This window comes from Flavobacterium sp., assembly GCF_044349645.1.
Classification (GTDB): Bacteria; Bacteroidota; Bacteroidia; order Flavobacteriales; family Flavobacteriaceae; genus Flavobacterium.
In genome coordinates, this window is sequence record NZ_JBIKQP010000022.1 from 1 (window position 1) to 13938 (window position 13938).

General features: G+C 30.4%; 15 protein-coding genes and 1 tRNA gene. 5 read left to right on the top strand and 11 right to left on the bottom strand.

The genetic code is table 11. The features are described from left to right. Positions 1–1568, top strand: a 1568-nt coding sequence (locus AC9UFV_RS05990; protein ID WP_509573847.1) for a sensor histidine kinase, incomplete at its 5' end; no start/stop codon positions are given. 7 nt (positions 1569–1575) lie between these two features. Further along, positions 1576–2295: a response regulator transcription factor gene (locus AC9UFV_RS05995; RefSeq protein ID WP_509573849.1), complete on the top strand. Its 720-nt coding sequence runs from the start codon at positions 1576–1578 to the stop codon at positions 2293–2295. Between the two features lie 28 nt (positions 2296–2323). On the opposite strand, the gene AC9UFV_RS06000 is transcribed toward AC9UFV_RS05995, so the two are convergent. The 6 genes from AC9UFV_RS06000 to AC9UFV_RS06025 form a co-directional block, all read right to left on the bottom strand. Beyond that, a complete protein-coding gene (locus AC9UFV_RS06000; RefSeq protein WP_509573850.1) occupies positions 2324–3064 on the bottom strand; it encodes an acyl-[acyl-carrier-protein] thioesterase in 741 nt (246 codons plus the stop codon). Between the two features lies 1 nt (position 3065). Beyond that, complete coding sequence (gene miaA / locus AC9UFV_RS06005) at positions 3066–3983, bottom strand: tRNA (adenosine(37)-N6)-dimethylallyltransferase MiaA (RefSeq protein WP_509573852.1); 918 nt, start codon at positions 3981–3983, stop codon at positions 3066–3068. A gap of 103 nt (positions 3984–4086) precedes the next feature. Next, complete coding sequence (locus AC9UFV_RS06010; RefSeq protein WP_509573901.1) at positions 4087–5448, bottom strand: exonuclease domain-containing protein; 1362 nt, start codon at positions 5446–5448, stop codon at positions 4087–4089. A gap of 24 nt (positions 5449–5472) precedes the next feature. Then, complete coding sequence (locus AC9UFV_RS06015) at positions 5473–6132, bottom strand: YggS family pyridoxal phosphate-dependent enzyme (RefSeq protein ID WP_509573854.1); 660 nt, start codon at positions 6130–6132, stop codon at positions 5473–5475. A gap of 11 nt (positions 6133–6143) precedes the next feature. Next, positions 6144–7034: a 3-hydroxyacyl-CoA dehydrogenase family protein gene (locus tag AC9UFV_RS06020; protein WP_509573856.1), complete on the bottom strand. Its 891-nt coding sequence runs from the start codon at positions 7032–7034 to the stop codon at positions 6144–6146. 3 nt (positions 7035–7037) lie between these two features. After that, positions 7038–8003: a Gfo/Idh/MocA family protein gene (locus tag AC9UFV_RS06025; protein WP_509573858.1), complete on the bottom strand. Its 966-nt coding sequence runs from the start codon at positions 8001–8003 to the stop codon at positions 7038–7040. 121 nt (positions 8004–8124) lie between these two features. Here AC9UFV_RS06025 and AC9UFV_RS06030 point away from each other — a divergent pair, with 121 nt between their 5' ends. Next, positions 8125–8766, top strand: a complete 642-nt coding sequence (locus AC9UFV_RS06030; protein WP_509566075.1) for a protein-L-isoaspartate(D-aspartate) O-methyltransferase — start codon at positions 8125–8127, stop codon at positions 8764–8766. 24 nt (positions 8767–8790) lie between these two features. On the opposite strand, the gene AC9UFV_RS06035 is transcribed toward AC9UFV_RS06030, so the two are convergent. Together AC9UFV_RS06035 and smpB are read right to left on the bottom strand one after the other, a co-directional pair. After that, positions 8791–9840 carry a Fic family protein gene (locus tag AC9UFV_RS06035; protein WP_509573860.1) on the bottom strand — a complete coding sequence of 350 codons (1050 nt, stop codon included), beginning with the start codon at positions 9838–9840 and terminating at the stop codon, positions 8791–8793. A gap of 60 nt (positions 9841–9900) precedes the next feature. Further along, positions 9901–10353 (bottom strand): SsrA-binding protein SmpB, encoded by a 453-nt coding sequence (smpB, locus tag AC9UFV_RS06040; RefSeq protein WP_509547592.1) that lies wholly within the window; start codon positions 10351–10353, stop codon positions 9901–9903. A gap of 85 nt (positions 10354–10438) precedes the next feature. Between smpB and AC9UFV_RS06045 the strand changes: the two genes are divergently transcribed. Further along, on the top strand, positions 10439–10654 hold the full coding sequence (locus AC9UFV_RS06045; protein WP_509573862.1) for a VF530 family protein: 216 nt from the start codon (positions 10439–10441) through the stop codon (positions 10652–10654). Here AC9UFV_RS06045 and AC9UFV_RS06050 read toward each other — a convergent pair. Then, positions 10646–11521 (bottom strand): lysophospholipid acyltransferase family protein, encoded by an 876-nt coding sequence (locus tag AC9UFV_RS06050; RefSeq protein ID WP_509573864.1) that lies wholly within the window; start codon positions 11519–11521, stop codon positions 10646–10648. The genes AC9UFV_RS06045 and AC9UFV_RS06050 overlap by 9 nt on opposite strands. Positions 11522–11625: 104 nt before the next feature. Here AC9UFV_RS06050 and AC9UFV_RS06055 point away from each other — a divergent pair, with 104 nt between their 5' ends. Next, positions 11626–12267: a rhomboid family intramembrane serine protease gene (locus AC9UFV_RS06055; protein WP_509573866.1), complete on the top strand. Its 642-nt coding sequence runs from the start codon at positions 11626–11628 to the stop codon at positions 12265–12267. A gap of 45 nt (positions 12268–12312) precedes the next feature. Here the strand turns inward: AC9UFV_RS06055 and AC9UFV_RS06060 are convergent. Together AC9UFV_RS06060 and AC9UFV_RS06065 are read right to left on the bottom strand one after the other, a co-directional pair. After that, positions 12313–12393 (bottom strand) — tRNA-Tyr (locus tag AC9UFV_RS06060). Between the two features lie 171 nt (positions 12394–12564). Next, entirely contained in the window at positions 12565–13722 is a 1158-nt protein-coding gene (locus AC9UFV_RS06065) for a DUF4369 domain-containing protein (RefSeq protein ID WP_509573868.1), read from the bottom strand. Between the last annotated feature and the right edge of the window lie 216 nt (positions 13723–13938).

Below are 13938 nucleotides of genomic sequence, written 5' to 3' on the forward strand. Positions count from 1 at the left end.
TCCGTTTACTAATTGTATTAATGAGTTTGTCCCTAATTGGGATAATTTTGGTACAAGTTTATTGGTTTAATTCTTCATTTCAGAATAATGATGAACAGTTCCGTTTTCACGTTCAGCAAGCGATTGTAAATGTTTCTAATAAATTACAAAAAAGAGAAGCATATAGTTTTTATGATAAATACAATCGATTTAAGGATAGTACTGGAAAGGCTCCTCAAAAAAAAGATTTATTAGAGTTTTACTACGTTCAAAAGAACACTGAAACCAATGAAACTATAATTTATTCTAACAGTATAATTGCCGAAGATTATTCAATTTCATCGTCTATTTTTAATAAAAAGGTTGATAGTGTTAAGTTGAAGAGTTTTTCTTCAAAAAGAACTACTGAAATATATAATGATAATAAAATAGACAACTCGTCGGTTCAAAATAGTATAATGCCCGATTCTAAAATTCAAAAATCTGGGACTTTAGATATTTTAGATAACGCACAGTTTGAGATTTTCTTTAAGGATATTGCTTCAACAATGCCCATTCAAGAACGAGTTTCAAATGAGATTCTTCAAAAATTATTGTTGAATGAGTTGGATGAGTTCGGTATAAAAACGCCTTTTGAATATGGAATTTATAGTAATGGTTTAGCGACCAAAATTAAATCTGAAAAATTTAATTACGACAAGCAAAATACCTATTCAATTCCAGTTTTTACCGACAATGAAGGGACAAGTTCTTATCAATTATTGGTTAGTTTTCCGCATAAAAAGACATTTTTATTTTCGGAATTGTTAGGAATAACAGTATTGTCAATAATTTTTACATTGATTATCATTATTGCTTACTCTAGTGCTTTAAATCAATTGATTCGTCAAAGACAGATTTCTGAAATCAAAACGGATTTCATTAATAATATGACACATGAATTTAAAACACCAATAGCGACAATAAATTTGGCTTTAGATGCAATCAAAAATCCTAAGATAATTGACGATAAGGAAAAAGTTCAACGTTATTTGCAAATGATAAGGGACGAAAATAAGAGGATGCATGCTCAAGTTGAAAATGTTTTACGAATTTCTAAATTAGAAAAAAGAGAATTAGAAATCAACAAGGAGAACAATAACTTACACGATATTATTGATGAAGCAGTTGAGCATATCAATTTGATTATTGAAGACCGTCAAGGTACAATAACAACTCATTTTGATGCAAATAGAACTTCAGTTTTATTGAATGACGTTCATTTTACAAATGTAATTGTAAATATATTGGACAATGCAATTAAATATTCGCCGGAGATACCTGTTATTGATATTTATACTGAAAATGTAAAAGATTTTATTATAGTTAAAATCAAAGATCAAGGTGCTGGAATGAGTAAAGTTGCTCAGAAGAGAATATTTGAAAAGTTTTATAGAGAACACACCGGAGATTTACACAATGTTAAAGGCCACGGATTAGGATTAGCGTATGTTAAGAAAATTGTTGAAAATCATGACGGCGAAGTTTATGTAGAAAGTGAAAAAGGAAAAGGAAGTACATTTATAATAAAATTACCACTAATTAATTAATAATATTATGGAAACAGACAACAAAAAAATTCTTTTAGTAGAAGACGATCAAAATTTCGGAGCCATTTTAAAAGACTATTTAATGCTAAATGATTTTGATGTTACATTGGCAAAAAATGGTATGGAAGGTTTTGAGAAATTCAAAAAAGACACCTACGATTTATGTATTCTTGACGTAATGATGCCTTACAAAGATGGGTATACACTTGCAAAAGAAATTAGAGAAAAAAATAAGGATGTGCCTATTGTTTTTTTAACAGCAAAATCTATGAAAGAGGATGTGTTAAAAGGATACAAAGTTGGTGCAGATGATTATTTGAATAAACCATTCGATTCAGAGGTTTTGTTAATGAAAATTCGAGCAATTATTCAAAGAAAAGCAACAGATACAAAAACAGACGCTACAAAATTTGAATTCCAAGTTGGTGCATTTCACTTGAATTCTAAATTACGTTTCTTGACCTATAAAGACCAAGAATCGATTAAATTATCCCCAAAGGAAAATGAATTACTTAAGTTGTTAGTGCTTTATGAAAACGATTTAATGCCAAGAGAATTAGCATTAACTAAAATCTGGAGAGACGACAATTACTTTACTTCGAGAAGTATGGACGTTTATATTGCTAAACTTAGAAAATACTTAAAATCGGATGCCAATGTTGAAATTTTAAATATTCACGGAGAAGGTTTTAGATTGGTAATAAAAAACAAAGTTTCAGATAAATAAATTATAAACTCCGAGAAATCGGAGTTTTTTATTTTAAATTAATTTCTAAAGCAAAACTAGTTTTCTCTTCTTTAGTGATTGTAAATTGAATTTTATTTGAATCCACGATTTTATTAATTTCAACATTATCTTTAAGAGAAAGTTCTTTTAAGAAGTTCATTTCAAATGATTCTATTTGTTGTTTCAAAATTATTTCAGTATCTATATTATCCAAACACCACTCAAGATATTTTACATTGTTAACGTGATTTACTATATCTAAATCGGATAATACGACTTCTTTATTATTGATTTTTTTTAAGGAAACACCAACATTTATTTTTGAAAAACTAATATTTGCAGCTTTTCTTTCTGGAAATAATTCAAAGTGAGAAATAGGCAATTTTAAATCTTCAGGTCTTCTAATATTAGTATTAAATACAACCCAGAAAGTTTCGCAACCTATAATTTTATTCCCATTTAAAAGAACCTCAACAGCTCTAATTGATCGAGAATTTTCAAGACTATTGATCCAAGTATTTATTGTGATTACGTCTTTCCATTTCGGCAATTCGTTAATTTCAACACGCATTCTACTTAAAACCCAAGCTTGATTAAATTCCTGCATATCTGAGAAACTGATTCCACCCAATTCCGAATGCGATGCTGCAGTTAGCTGAATCAAATTACATAAATCGGTGTATTTTAAAAAGCCGTTTGGATTGCATTGTGTAAAATTGATTTCCCAATCTTTGCTAAAAACGGATGTAAACTGACTTGAAATCGGCATATTAAGTTTTATTTTTAATGAATTCTACGATTTCTTCTTTGCTTGTATTGTATTCAAACCATTTAGTCTCTGGATTTCTTTTAAACCATGTTAGTTGCCGTTTTGCGAATCGGCGGGTATTTTTTTTAATTTCCTCTATTGCAAATTCCAATGATATTTCATTATCAAAATAACTGAATAATTCTTTATAACCAACTGTTTGTAATGCATTTAAGTCTTTTTGAGGATGCACTTTTTTGGCTTCATCCAATAATCCCTCGTTCATCATTATATCTACACGTTGGTTTATTCGGTTATAAATTATTTCTCTATTGGCTTCTAAACCGATTAAAATAGGAGTGAAGTTCCTTTGATTTTTTTTCTGGTTAATAAAGGAAGAATAGGGTTTTCCAGTTCCAATGCATACTTCCACAAAACGCATCATTCTTTGAGGATTTAAGAGCGTTTGAGGGTTTTTATGAGTAAGTTCAGCGTAATAATTTGGATCTAGGGTTTTTAAACTTTCTTGTAAATTTCCAATTCCGTTTATTTCATATTGTGACATCACAGACTCTCTAATGCTTTTATCAATTTCGGGAATAGCATCGAAACCTTTTAAAATTGCGTCTACATACAATCCGGAACCACCAACAAGTATTGCATAATCATTGTTTTCATATAGTTCGTTAAGTTTTGAAATAGCTTCTTTTTCAAAGTCGCCTACGTTATAACTTTCTAATATCGATTTGTTATGTACAAAATGATGTTTTGCAGATGAGAGTTCTAATTCGTTTGGAACTGCCGTTCCAATTGTCATTTCCTTAAAAAATTGTCGGCTATCACAGGAAATAATTTCACAATTAAAATGTTGAGCCAAAGCAATGCTCATGGAAGTTTTTCCTATAGCTGTTGGTCCAACGATGGTAATTAAATATTTCATATTTTTTTTTAGCCCGGATAGCAGTGAAAATCCCATTTTATTGCTAGGAACGAAGCAAAAAAAATGGATTGCAACGAATAGCCGGAAATAGCTCCAAATAAAATTAAAATTTCACAATTTTCAATAATTTATTTTTACGAATTTGGCTTTGAATGATATTTCTGGCATCTCGATTATTTTGCATCGGAATGATAATATTTTTAAGAATTTCGATTTTTTGCACCTGATAATTGAGATCATAAAATGCATATCCTTTGTAAATACCATTTTCAATTAAAACTGCACTACGTTCGTGAATTGTCCGTCCTTTGTCCTTTAGAATCATGTTTTGATCTTCAAAACTATTTTTTGCGATAAAGGTTGAAACTCTCGTGTTGTAATCTCCGGGAGTTATTTTCCCAATACATGCGCCATCACATTCCTTAATTTTGTATTGAAAGCATGCGTCATTTGTTGCGTATAATCCAGTTAATTTTTGACACAAATGATAGTCAGCTGTTATTCTGAACAATGTATTTTTTGCTTCTTGCATGGTTGAAAAAGAGGTGATTTCTTTTTTTCGACCATCAGCTTTTTGTAATTTTAAATTTAAGTAACCGTTTTTATCTTCTTCGGCATACAAAGCAATATTAAACAAGTTCTTTCTTTGTGCACGATTATAAATTGGTTTATGAATTTTAATTTCTTCGCTTTCCTTCAATAAAGCAATTAATTCGCTTCCAGTTTCTTCAAATGTAACTTTAAAAACTTCCGATTGTATTTTAACTGATTTTTTATCAACACCGGTAAAATGTTGGTTGATTCTTTTTTTAATATTTTTACTTTTACCAATATAAATTATTCTACCTTCTTCATTATGAATATAATAAACTCCAGTATTTGAAGTAACACTTTCTATTATTGAATATAATTTTGGAGTTATTCCTTTAAGTACTTCTGTTTTAATTAACTCTTGAACAATCGATTTTTCGGTATCTTTTGCTAATAATAATTGGAACAATTTTAAGGTAGCCATTGCATCACCGCTTGCTCTATGTCTGTCAGCCATTGGAATTCCAAGAGCGCGAACTAGTTTTCCTAAACTGTGTGAAGGCTGTTCAGGTAATAATTTCTGAGATAATTCAACTGTGCAAAGTGTTTGCTTATTAAAATCGAATCCTAATCTTCGGAATTCTGTTCGGAGTATTCGGTAATCAAATGCGGTGTTGTGGGCTACTAAAACACAGTCATTTGTAATTTCAATAATTCGTTTTGCGACTTCATAAAACTTTGGTGCACTTCTTAACATTGCATTATTAATACCTGTTAATTTTACAACAAAGGGCTGGATTGGAATTTCAGGATTTACCAAACTGATAAATTGATCTACGATTTCATGACCGTCAAATTTATAGATAGCGATTTCTGTAATTCCTTCTTCGTTGAATTGTCCTCCCGTGGTTTCTATGTCGAGTATGCAGTAAATGAGTTTGAATTTAAGATTAATTTATTAACGCCCTCCAAAGATACTACTTCCAATGCGCACCATAGTACTTCCGCACTCAATTGCAAGTTTGTAATCGCCGGACATTCCCATAGAAAGAATTGACAACTGAGAATTAACAATTGAGAACGACTTTTTAGTGTCAAAAATCGATTTCAATTGTTCGAATTCTTTCTTGATTTGATTTTGATTTTCTGTAAATGTCGCCATTCCCATTAAACCAACTATTTTGATATTTTTTAAGTTTATAAATGATTCGGAAGCTAATAAATCTTTTAGTTCATCTTCATTTAAACCAAATTTTGTTTCCTCCTCAGCGATATGAATTTGAAGTAAACAATTAATAATTCTATTGTTTTTTAAAGCTTGTTTGTTTATTTCTTCTAATAATTTCAAACTGTCAACTCCATGAATCAAGCTCACGTATGGCGCCATAAATTTCACCTTATTAGTTTGAATGTGACCTATCATATGCCATTGAATGTCTTTTGGCATTTGCTCCCATTTTTCTGTCATTTCTTGGATTTTATTTTCGCCAAAAATGCGTTGACCAGCATTATAGGCTTCCATTAAATCTGAAATAGGCTTGGTTTTTGAAACGGCAACAAGAGTTACATGTTCAGGTAATGAAGATTTTATTTGGAGTAAGTTATCTTTGATTGACATTTAATATTCAATTAAGAAATAAATTGTTTTGCAATTTTCTCTGCTTTTTTACTCTCGCTATAATCATAGAACCCTTCACCAGATTTTGAACCTAACTTTCCAGCGCGAACCATATTTACTAAAAGTGGGCAAGGAGCGTATTTTGGATTTTTGAATCCATCATGCATTACATTTAATATAGCTAAACAAACGTCAAGTCCAATAAAATCTGCTAGTTGTAGTGGTCCCATAGGTTGTCCCATACCTAATTTCATAACGGTGTCAATTTCATAAACGCCAGCCACTTTATTGTATAATGTTTCAATTGCTTCATTAATCATTGGCATCAAAATTCTATTGGCAACAAATCCTGGATAATCATTAACTTCAACGGGGGTTTTACCTAATTTTTCAGAAAGTTCCATGATGATTTTTGTAACTTCATCTGAAGTATTGTATCCACGAATAATTTCTACCAACTTCATAATTGGCACTGGATTCATAAAGTGCATTCCGATAACTCGTTCAGGATGAGCAACAACAGATCCAATTTGAGTAATTGAAATGGAAGAGGTATTGGTAGCTAAAATGGTATTGTGCGAACACACGTCATTCAGTTGTTTGAAAATACTCAATTTTAGATCTACGTTTTCTGTTGCGGCTTCAACAACTAAATCAACACCTACAACACCATCATTAATATCAGTATAAGTAATAATATTGGAAATAGTTTTTAGTTTGTCCTCTTCAGTAATAGTTCCTTTTGCCACCATTCGATCCAAATTAGTAGCAATAGTCGCCATTCCTTTGTCTAAAGATTTTTCAGAAATATCAATTAGTTTTACGGTAAATCCGCTTTGAGCAAATGTATGAGCAATTCCATTACCCATAGTTCCAGCTCCAATTACAGCTATTATTTTCATATATTATTTTTTAAAACAATCAATTATTTGATAAGCAACTCTCAACGCATTGGTACCTTGTTCCAAAGTTACAACTGGAGTTGTATTATTATATATTGCATCCGCAAAAGAATTAAGTTCGTCTAAAATTGCATTATTTTGTTCCACTTCAGGATTCGCAAAATAGATTTGTTTTTTGATACCCTCTGCATTTTGTAAAATCATATCAAAATCACCAGGAATTTCTGGTGCATCTTTCATTTTTACTACTTCACACTTTTTCTCTAAAAAATCAACAGAAATATAGGCGTCTTTTTGGAAGAAACGAGATTTGCGCATATTTTTCAATGAAATTCTGCTCGCAGTTAAATTGGCAACGCAACCATTTTCGAATTCAATTCTAGCATTCGCAATATCTGGGGTTTCACTAATTACAGAAACTCCACTTGCATTTATTAGCTTTACTTTTGAAGGAACCACACTTAAAATCGCATCTATATCGTGAATCATCAAATCTAAAACTACAGGAACATCAGTTCCACGAGGATTGAATTCAGCCAACCGATGTGTTTCTATAAACATTGGATTCTCAATCATATCCTTTGTTGCAATAAATGCTGGATTGAATCTTTCCACGTGACCTACTTGTCCTTTTACTTTATACTCATTTGCTAAAGCAATAATTTCTTCCGCCTCAGCGACAGTATTTGAAATGGGTTTTTCTATAAATACGTGTTTTCCAGACTTGATTGCCACTTTAGCACATTTATAATGAGAAAGAGTAGGGGTTACAATATCAATAACGTCTACAGCGTGAATTAAAGTGGCAATAGTATTAAATTGTTTGTAGCCAAATTCTTCAGCTATTTTTGCACCGTTTTCTTGATTTTCATCATAAAAACCTACCAATTCGTATTTATCTGATTGTTGTAATAATCGTAAATGTATTTTTCCGAGATGTCCTGCACCTAAAACTCCTACTTTTAACATAACTAAGTATTTTCAACAAAAATAGCAATAAATTGATAATAAATTAATGCATTTAAAATTAAATCCATCATTTGATTTGTCGATTACTTTCTTAAATTTACATCATAAATAATAATTTGTTTTGAAAGATACAGCCAAACATCAAGGACTTAGAAACCAGCTCGTAAAATTGTTGCAAGAAAAAGGAATCGTTGACAAAAACGTACTAAAAGCAATTAGTACTATTCCTCGTCATTTATTTTTAAATTCAAGCTTTGAAGACTATGCCTATCAAGACAAAGCATTTCCAATTGGGGCAGGCCAAACGATATCACAACCTTATACAGTAGCTTTTCAAAGTCAATTGTTAGAAATAAAAAAAGGCGATAAAATTCTAGAAATCGGAACAGGATCAGGATATCAAACCGCTGTTTTGTATTTAATGGGAGCTAAAGTTTATAGTGTGGAAAGGCAAAATGAGTTGTTCAAACAAACGTCTGCCTTGTTACCAAAATTAGGAATTCGACCTAAACACCTTTCTTTTGGTGACGGTTATAAAGGATTGCCAAATCATGCGCCGTTTGACAGTATAATTGTTACCGCTGGAGCTCCTACAATTCCAAAACCATTAATGGCGCAATTAAAAATAGGAGGGAAGTTGATTATTCCCGTTGGGGAAGAAAATCAAATTATGATTAAGTTGATTAGAAAAAACGAAACCCAATTCGAAAAACACGAATGTGGTGATTTTAAATTTGTTCCTTTATTAGAAGATAAAAAATAAAATAAAAACCCGAAATATCGAGGTTTATTGTCCAATAATATTTAAATAACGCTCCAAACTTTCTTTCTCAATTTGAGCAATAAACATCAAAAAATCTTCTTTGTTGTTTTTAGTTTGTGCCGTTTCAAGGGCAGAAAAATATTGCATTCTATTTTCGTAATCTCCTTTAATATTTGCAATTACATATCCATGCTGAAGCAAAATAAGGTTCATTACTAAACGAGAACTTCTACCATTACCATCAATGAATGGATGAATTGTTACTAATCTTTCATGAAGTTCAGCGGCTAAAATAACAGGATGTAATCTCTTTTTATTGGATTCATACCATATAAAGAAATCTTCCATTTCTTTGGCAACCAAAAAAGGTTGTGGTGGTAAATGGGAACTTCCTTTAATCATGACTTGAACTTTACGATATTTACCAGCATCTTCGGGTTGAATTCCTCTCAAAATTAGGTTATGTATAGAAAGTACTTCTCTTTCATTTAAAGGAGAATTTTTTTCCATCAAATGTTTAATATATACTATTGCCTCCTGGTGATTGATAACTTCAAGATGCTCCCTCATACTTTTTCCTGAAATAGTTAATCCTTCATTTATGACCAAATCAGTTTCACGAAGGGTTAAAGTATTACCTTCAATGCGATTGCTTTCAAAGGTATATTCCAATTCTAAAGCTTGAGTAATTTTAAAGCTATCCAATTTTCTAAAAGCATCTAGTTTAGCTTTCAAAGCATCTATCTCGTTGATAATTGTTGATAAATTATTAGAAATATTCCTTTTGGTAATACCGTAATTATTTTCAACTTCCTCACGTACAATATTCATTGCTTTTAATGCAAATTCATCGTTACCAATTTCATATAATAATTTTTCTTTGAACCAAGCAATCATTATCGTTTCAAGATCAATTTCTAAAAGTGATGCTAATTTTACTACTTGCTCTTTAGTAGGTTTTCTTGAACCACTTTCAAACTTACTAATAAGAGCTTGATCGATGCCCAAGAGATGTGCAACTTCCCGAGTTTTCAATCCTTTTTTCTCTCTAGCTACTTTTAGTAAAGTTTTCATTTTTTATTATTTTTATAGTCAAGACAAATTTAGTCATTTTTTTCGGAAAAAAAATACTTTTCAATATTCTTTTTTTATTCGATCTAAATCTCTTTTAGTATCTTGTTCTTTTAAGGATTCTCTTTTGTCATATGTTTTTTTACCTCTACAAAGGCCAATTTCTAATTTTGCAATCCCTTTTTCATTGGTAAATAATTTTAAAGGTACTATTGTAAGTCCTTTTGCTTGAACACTTCTTTCCAATCCTTTAAGTTCTCTTTTATTTAAAAGTAATTTCCTTTCGCTACGAGCTTTATGATTGAATTGGTTTCCGTAAGTATATTCTTCGATGTAGGTATTAATTGCAAATAATTCTAATCCGCTAAATTCACAGAAACTTTCAGTAATATTGGCTTTACCAAGTCGTATAGATTTTATTTCTGTTCCAGCTAAAACTATTCCAGCAGTATAAGTTTCGATTATTTCGTAATCAAATCTGGCTCTCTTGTTTAATATGTTTATTGTTTTTAGCATCTTGATGCAAATGTACGATAACAATTCATTAATTTTGTTGGTATACAAGAACTTTTTAACTTCTTAAATCATACCATTTATTTATATGTCAAACAACAATCCCGATCCACTTCACGGAGTTACTTTACAAAAAATTTTGGAGTATTTAGTTGAATTTTATGGTTATGATACCCTTGGGGAATTGATTAAAATAAAATGTTTCACTTCTAATCCAAGTATGAAATCAAGCCTAACTTTTTTGAGAAAAACAGATTGGGCTAGAAAAAAAGTGGAAGAATTGTATATTAAATCTCTAAGATAATTTTCTGTGTTTCCAACGTTTATGTGTCCACAGATAATTTTCTGGTTTTTCATAAATTTGTTGTTCTACTAATTTTAAAAAACGATCTGTAATTTCATAATTTGGTTCTTCTTTAGCATTTTCAGATAGCACTTCCAACTCTGCTTCATAAAAACCTCTTTTTAATTTTTTTGTTCTTAAAAAAATAACATTCATATCGTATTTCTTGGCTAACATTTCACCGCCAGTGTGAATTGGAACTTCAATTCCCATGAATTTATTCCAATGATAAAAAGAGCCCCATCTTGGCGATTGATCACTGATTAATCCATAAAGCCCAAGTTTTTTATTTCTATAATTTTTTTCCATTACTGGTATTGCCTCTTTTGTAGTAATTAAAGTAGCCTTGAATTTTGATCGAATGTCCCTCACCAATTTGTCAAAATAGCGGTTGTTGATTTTTTTATAAATAGCATAACCTTCAAATGATGATTTACTATTTATTGAAGTTGCCCATTCGTAACTTGCATAATGAGCACAAAGTAATGCAATACTTTTTCCTTTTTTTTCTAAATCGTGATAAACCTCAATGTTTCTAAATTTATACCTTCTTTCCATTTCACTTTTTGAAATAGTCAACGTTTTAATCATTTCCAAAAAGACATCACACATGTTTTGGTAGGACTTTTTTTCTATAACTAATCTTTCTTTTTCAGTTAAATGGGGTAGTGTTAATGCTAAATTTTCTCGAACTATTTTTTTTCGATATCCTACAACATAGTAAGTTAAAATGTAAAAACCATCTGATATTAGATATAGCAATCTAAAAGGAAGTATGGAAATACACCACAAAAAAGGATATAGAAATATATAAATTATTAGCTGCATTAGGTAATTAATTTTTGCAAATATACATTAAATAAATTTTTTCATTCACATTGGTTAAACCTAAAAAACTATCTTTACTTTTACTAAATATTAAATTGGTAACCATGAATGTTTTATTGATAATTATTATTGCAGCTACTGTTATTTTTAGTTTTAAGGGTTTTGATGACATTGCTTTTTTTAGAAAGTTTGAATTCCATATTGGAAGTATTCGTTCTGGGGAGCAATTCCGAATGATATCCTCGGCTTTTTTACATGCCGATATTTCACACCTTGCATTTAATATGTTAACCTTGTATTTTTTCGCACCAGTTGTCTATGGCTATTTGGGTAATTTTTCATTTGGATTAATTTATTTAGGCAGTTTGATTTTTGGTAGTTTATTGACTTTATATTTTCATTCCAATGATTATTCATATCGAGCCATTGGAGCTTCGGGTGCAGTAACCGGAGTTTTGTATTCAGCTATTTTATTGCAACCCGATATGGATTTGTATTTATTTTTTATTCCAATACCAATACCTGCTTATCTATTTGGAATAGGATATTTATTATATTCAATTTACGGCATGAAGGCCAAACGCGACAATATAGGTCACACTGCTCATTTTGGTGGAGCAATTGGTGGTTATTTAATCACTCTTGTAAAAGAACCTCATCTATTTATTGACAATCTTGAAATGGTAATTTTATTAGCAATTCCAATTGTACTATTATTCATTTTAGCCAAACTTGGAAAAATATAAAATATCATAAATAAAAAAAGCCCAGTTTTAAATTGGGCTTTTTTGTGGGGAGAGCAGGATTCGAACCTGCGAAGTTCACACAGCAGATTTACAGTCTGCCCTCGTTGGCCGCTTGAGTATCTCCCCGATAAATTCAATAAATTGAACTCGCAAACGGCTGCAAATATAACAACACTTTCCAGCTTTCCAAATTAATAAAGTACTTAATTTTAATACTTTTTTTAATCTCTTGGTATTGAATTAAATAAAAAAAAATCTCCACTAGGGAGATTTTAATTTTGTATAAATATATAATGATTATGATCCTAAAAGTGAAGCAATTTTAGCATTTAATTCTTCTCCACGAATATCTTTTGCAATGATAACACCTTTAGCATCTAGAATAAATATAGAAGGAATTGCATTGATACCATAAAGTAAAGCAATTGGATCTTCAAATTCTTTTAAATTAGAAACATGGTTCCAAGTCAATTTGTCTTTAGCAATAGCAGTCTTCCAAGCTGATGCTTCTTTATCCAAAGAAACACTTAAAATATTCAATCCTTTTGCATGGTATTTTGCATATAATGCTACAACATTTGGATTTTCAGCACGACATGGTTTGCACCAAGACGCCCAAAAATCAATTATAGTAACTTTTCCTAGCGATTGTTTTAAAGAAATAGCTTTTCCATCAGGATTTTTAGCAGTAAAATCAGGAGCTAAACTTCCAACATTTGCTGAAGGAGCAACTGTTATTGGCTTACCAATTTTATCTAATTTCGATTTAATTGATTTCCCTGGTTTGTAACTTTTTAATTCTGGACTAAAGCTTGTATATATTTTTTTAACTCTTGCTATGTCTGCTGCTGGATCGTTTAACATACTGTCTACAATTAATGCAGATAATAATGCTTTTGGATTTCCTTCTGCAAATTTCACGTAGAATTCCATTCCTTCTTTTTGAATCTCTTGATATTGATTCATTAATTTATTAATAACAATTGTATCTTTTGCTTCTTGAGCTGCATTCATTTTAGCCATATTTGCATTTTGGAAAGCAGTTAATTTCTTTTGAAACTCTTTTTGAAATTTAGTTAAATCATCATTAAACTTTGTAAAAACATCATTATTGAAGGTACCTGAAAATTTCGATTTTTGAAGGCTGTCCTTATCAATAATTAGATTTATATCCCCATTTTCTAGTACAAATGGAACTTTTCCTTGAAGAGCTTCTACCTGTATCATCATGATTTCAGGTTCCTTTGCCGAACCTTCCATAACAAATTTTCCATTCTTAACTTTAACAGTATCCAAAGGAATAAACTGTCCCATTCCATCTTGTTTTTCAAGTATTACTGTTTTACCATCAGCAATACCTTTTACAGTTCCTGAAATAATATATTCATTTTCACCTGCTTTGTTGCATGAAATTATAACTGAAAATACAGTTAATAACATTAAAATTCTTTTCATTTTTAATTTGTTTTAATTTTAGGTTGCAAAAGTATTTAAAAATAACAAAGTTGTCACATTAAATTACTTAATTTTTTGTTATTCTTTATTTTTATTACTTTAAAGTTGAAGGACATACAAAACAGTTAACGTCACATTTGTACTTCTAATTCCATTTTCAACATTTGTAAATCGATTAAATTGACGAGATTTTAATTCAGTAGCCTTAATTAAAGA

Bases quoted from the DNA above. Each gene is read 5' to 3' on its own strand.
- AC9UFV_RS05995 (WP_509573849.1), top strand. From the start codon at position 1,576: ATGGAAACAGACAACAAAAAAATTCTTTTAGTAGAAGACGATCAAAAT.
- AC9UFV_RS06000 (WP_509573850.1), bottom strand. From the start codon at position 3,064: ATGCCGATTTCAAGTCAGTTTACATCCGTTTTTAGCAAAGATTGGGAA.
- miaA (WP_509573852.1), bottom strand. From the start codon at position 3,983: ATGAAATATTTAATTACCATCGTTGGACCAACAGCTATAGGAAAAACT.
- AC9UFV_RS06015 (WP_509573854.1), bottom strand. From the start codon at position 6,132: ATGTCAATCAAAGATAACTTACTCCAAATAAAATCTTCATTACCTGAA.
- AC9UFV_RS06020 (WP_509573856.1), bottom strand. From the start codon at position 7,034: ATGAAAATAATAGCTGTAATTGGAGCTGGAACTATGGGTAATGGAATT.
- AC9UFV_RS06025 (WP_509573858.1), bottom strand. From the start codon at position 8,003: ATGTTAAAAGTAGGAGTTTTAGGTGCAGGACATCTCGGAAAAATACAT.
- AC9UFV_RS06035 (WP_509573860.1), bottom strand. From the start codon at position 9,840: ATGAAAACTTTACTAAAAGTAGCTAGAGAGAAAAAAGGATTGAAAACT.
- smpB (WP_509547592.1), bottom strand. From the start codon at position 10,353: ATGCTAAAAACAATAAACATATTAAACAAGAGAGCCAGATTTGATTAC.
- AC9UFV_RS06045 (WP_509573862.1), top strand. From the start codon at position 10,439: ATGTCAAACAACAATCCCGATCCACTTCACGGAGTTACTTTACAAAAA.
- AC9UFV_RS06050 (WP_509573864.1), bottom strand. From the start codon at position 11,521: ATGCAGCTAATAATTTATATATTTCTATATCCTTTTTTGTGGTGTATT.
- AC9UFV_RS06055 (WP_509573866.1), top strand. From the start codon at position 11,626: ATGAATGTTTTATTGATAATTATTATTGCAGCTACTGTTATTTTTAGT.
- AC9UFV_RS06065 (WP_509573868.1), bottom strand. From the start codon at position 13,722: ATGAAAAGAATTTTAATGTTATTAACTGTATTTTCAGTTATAATTTCA.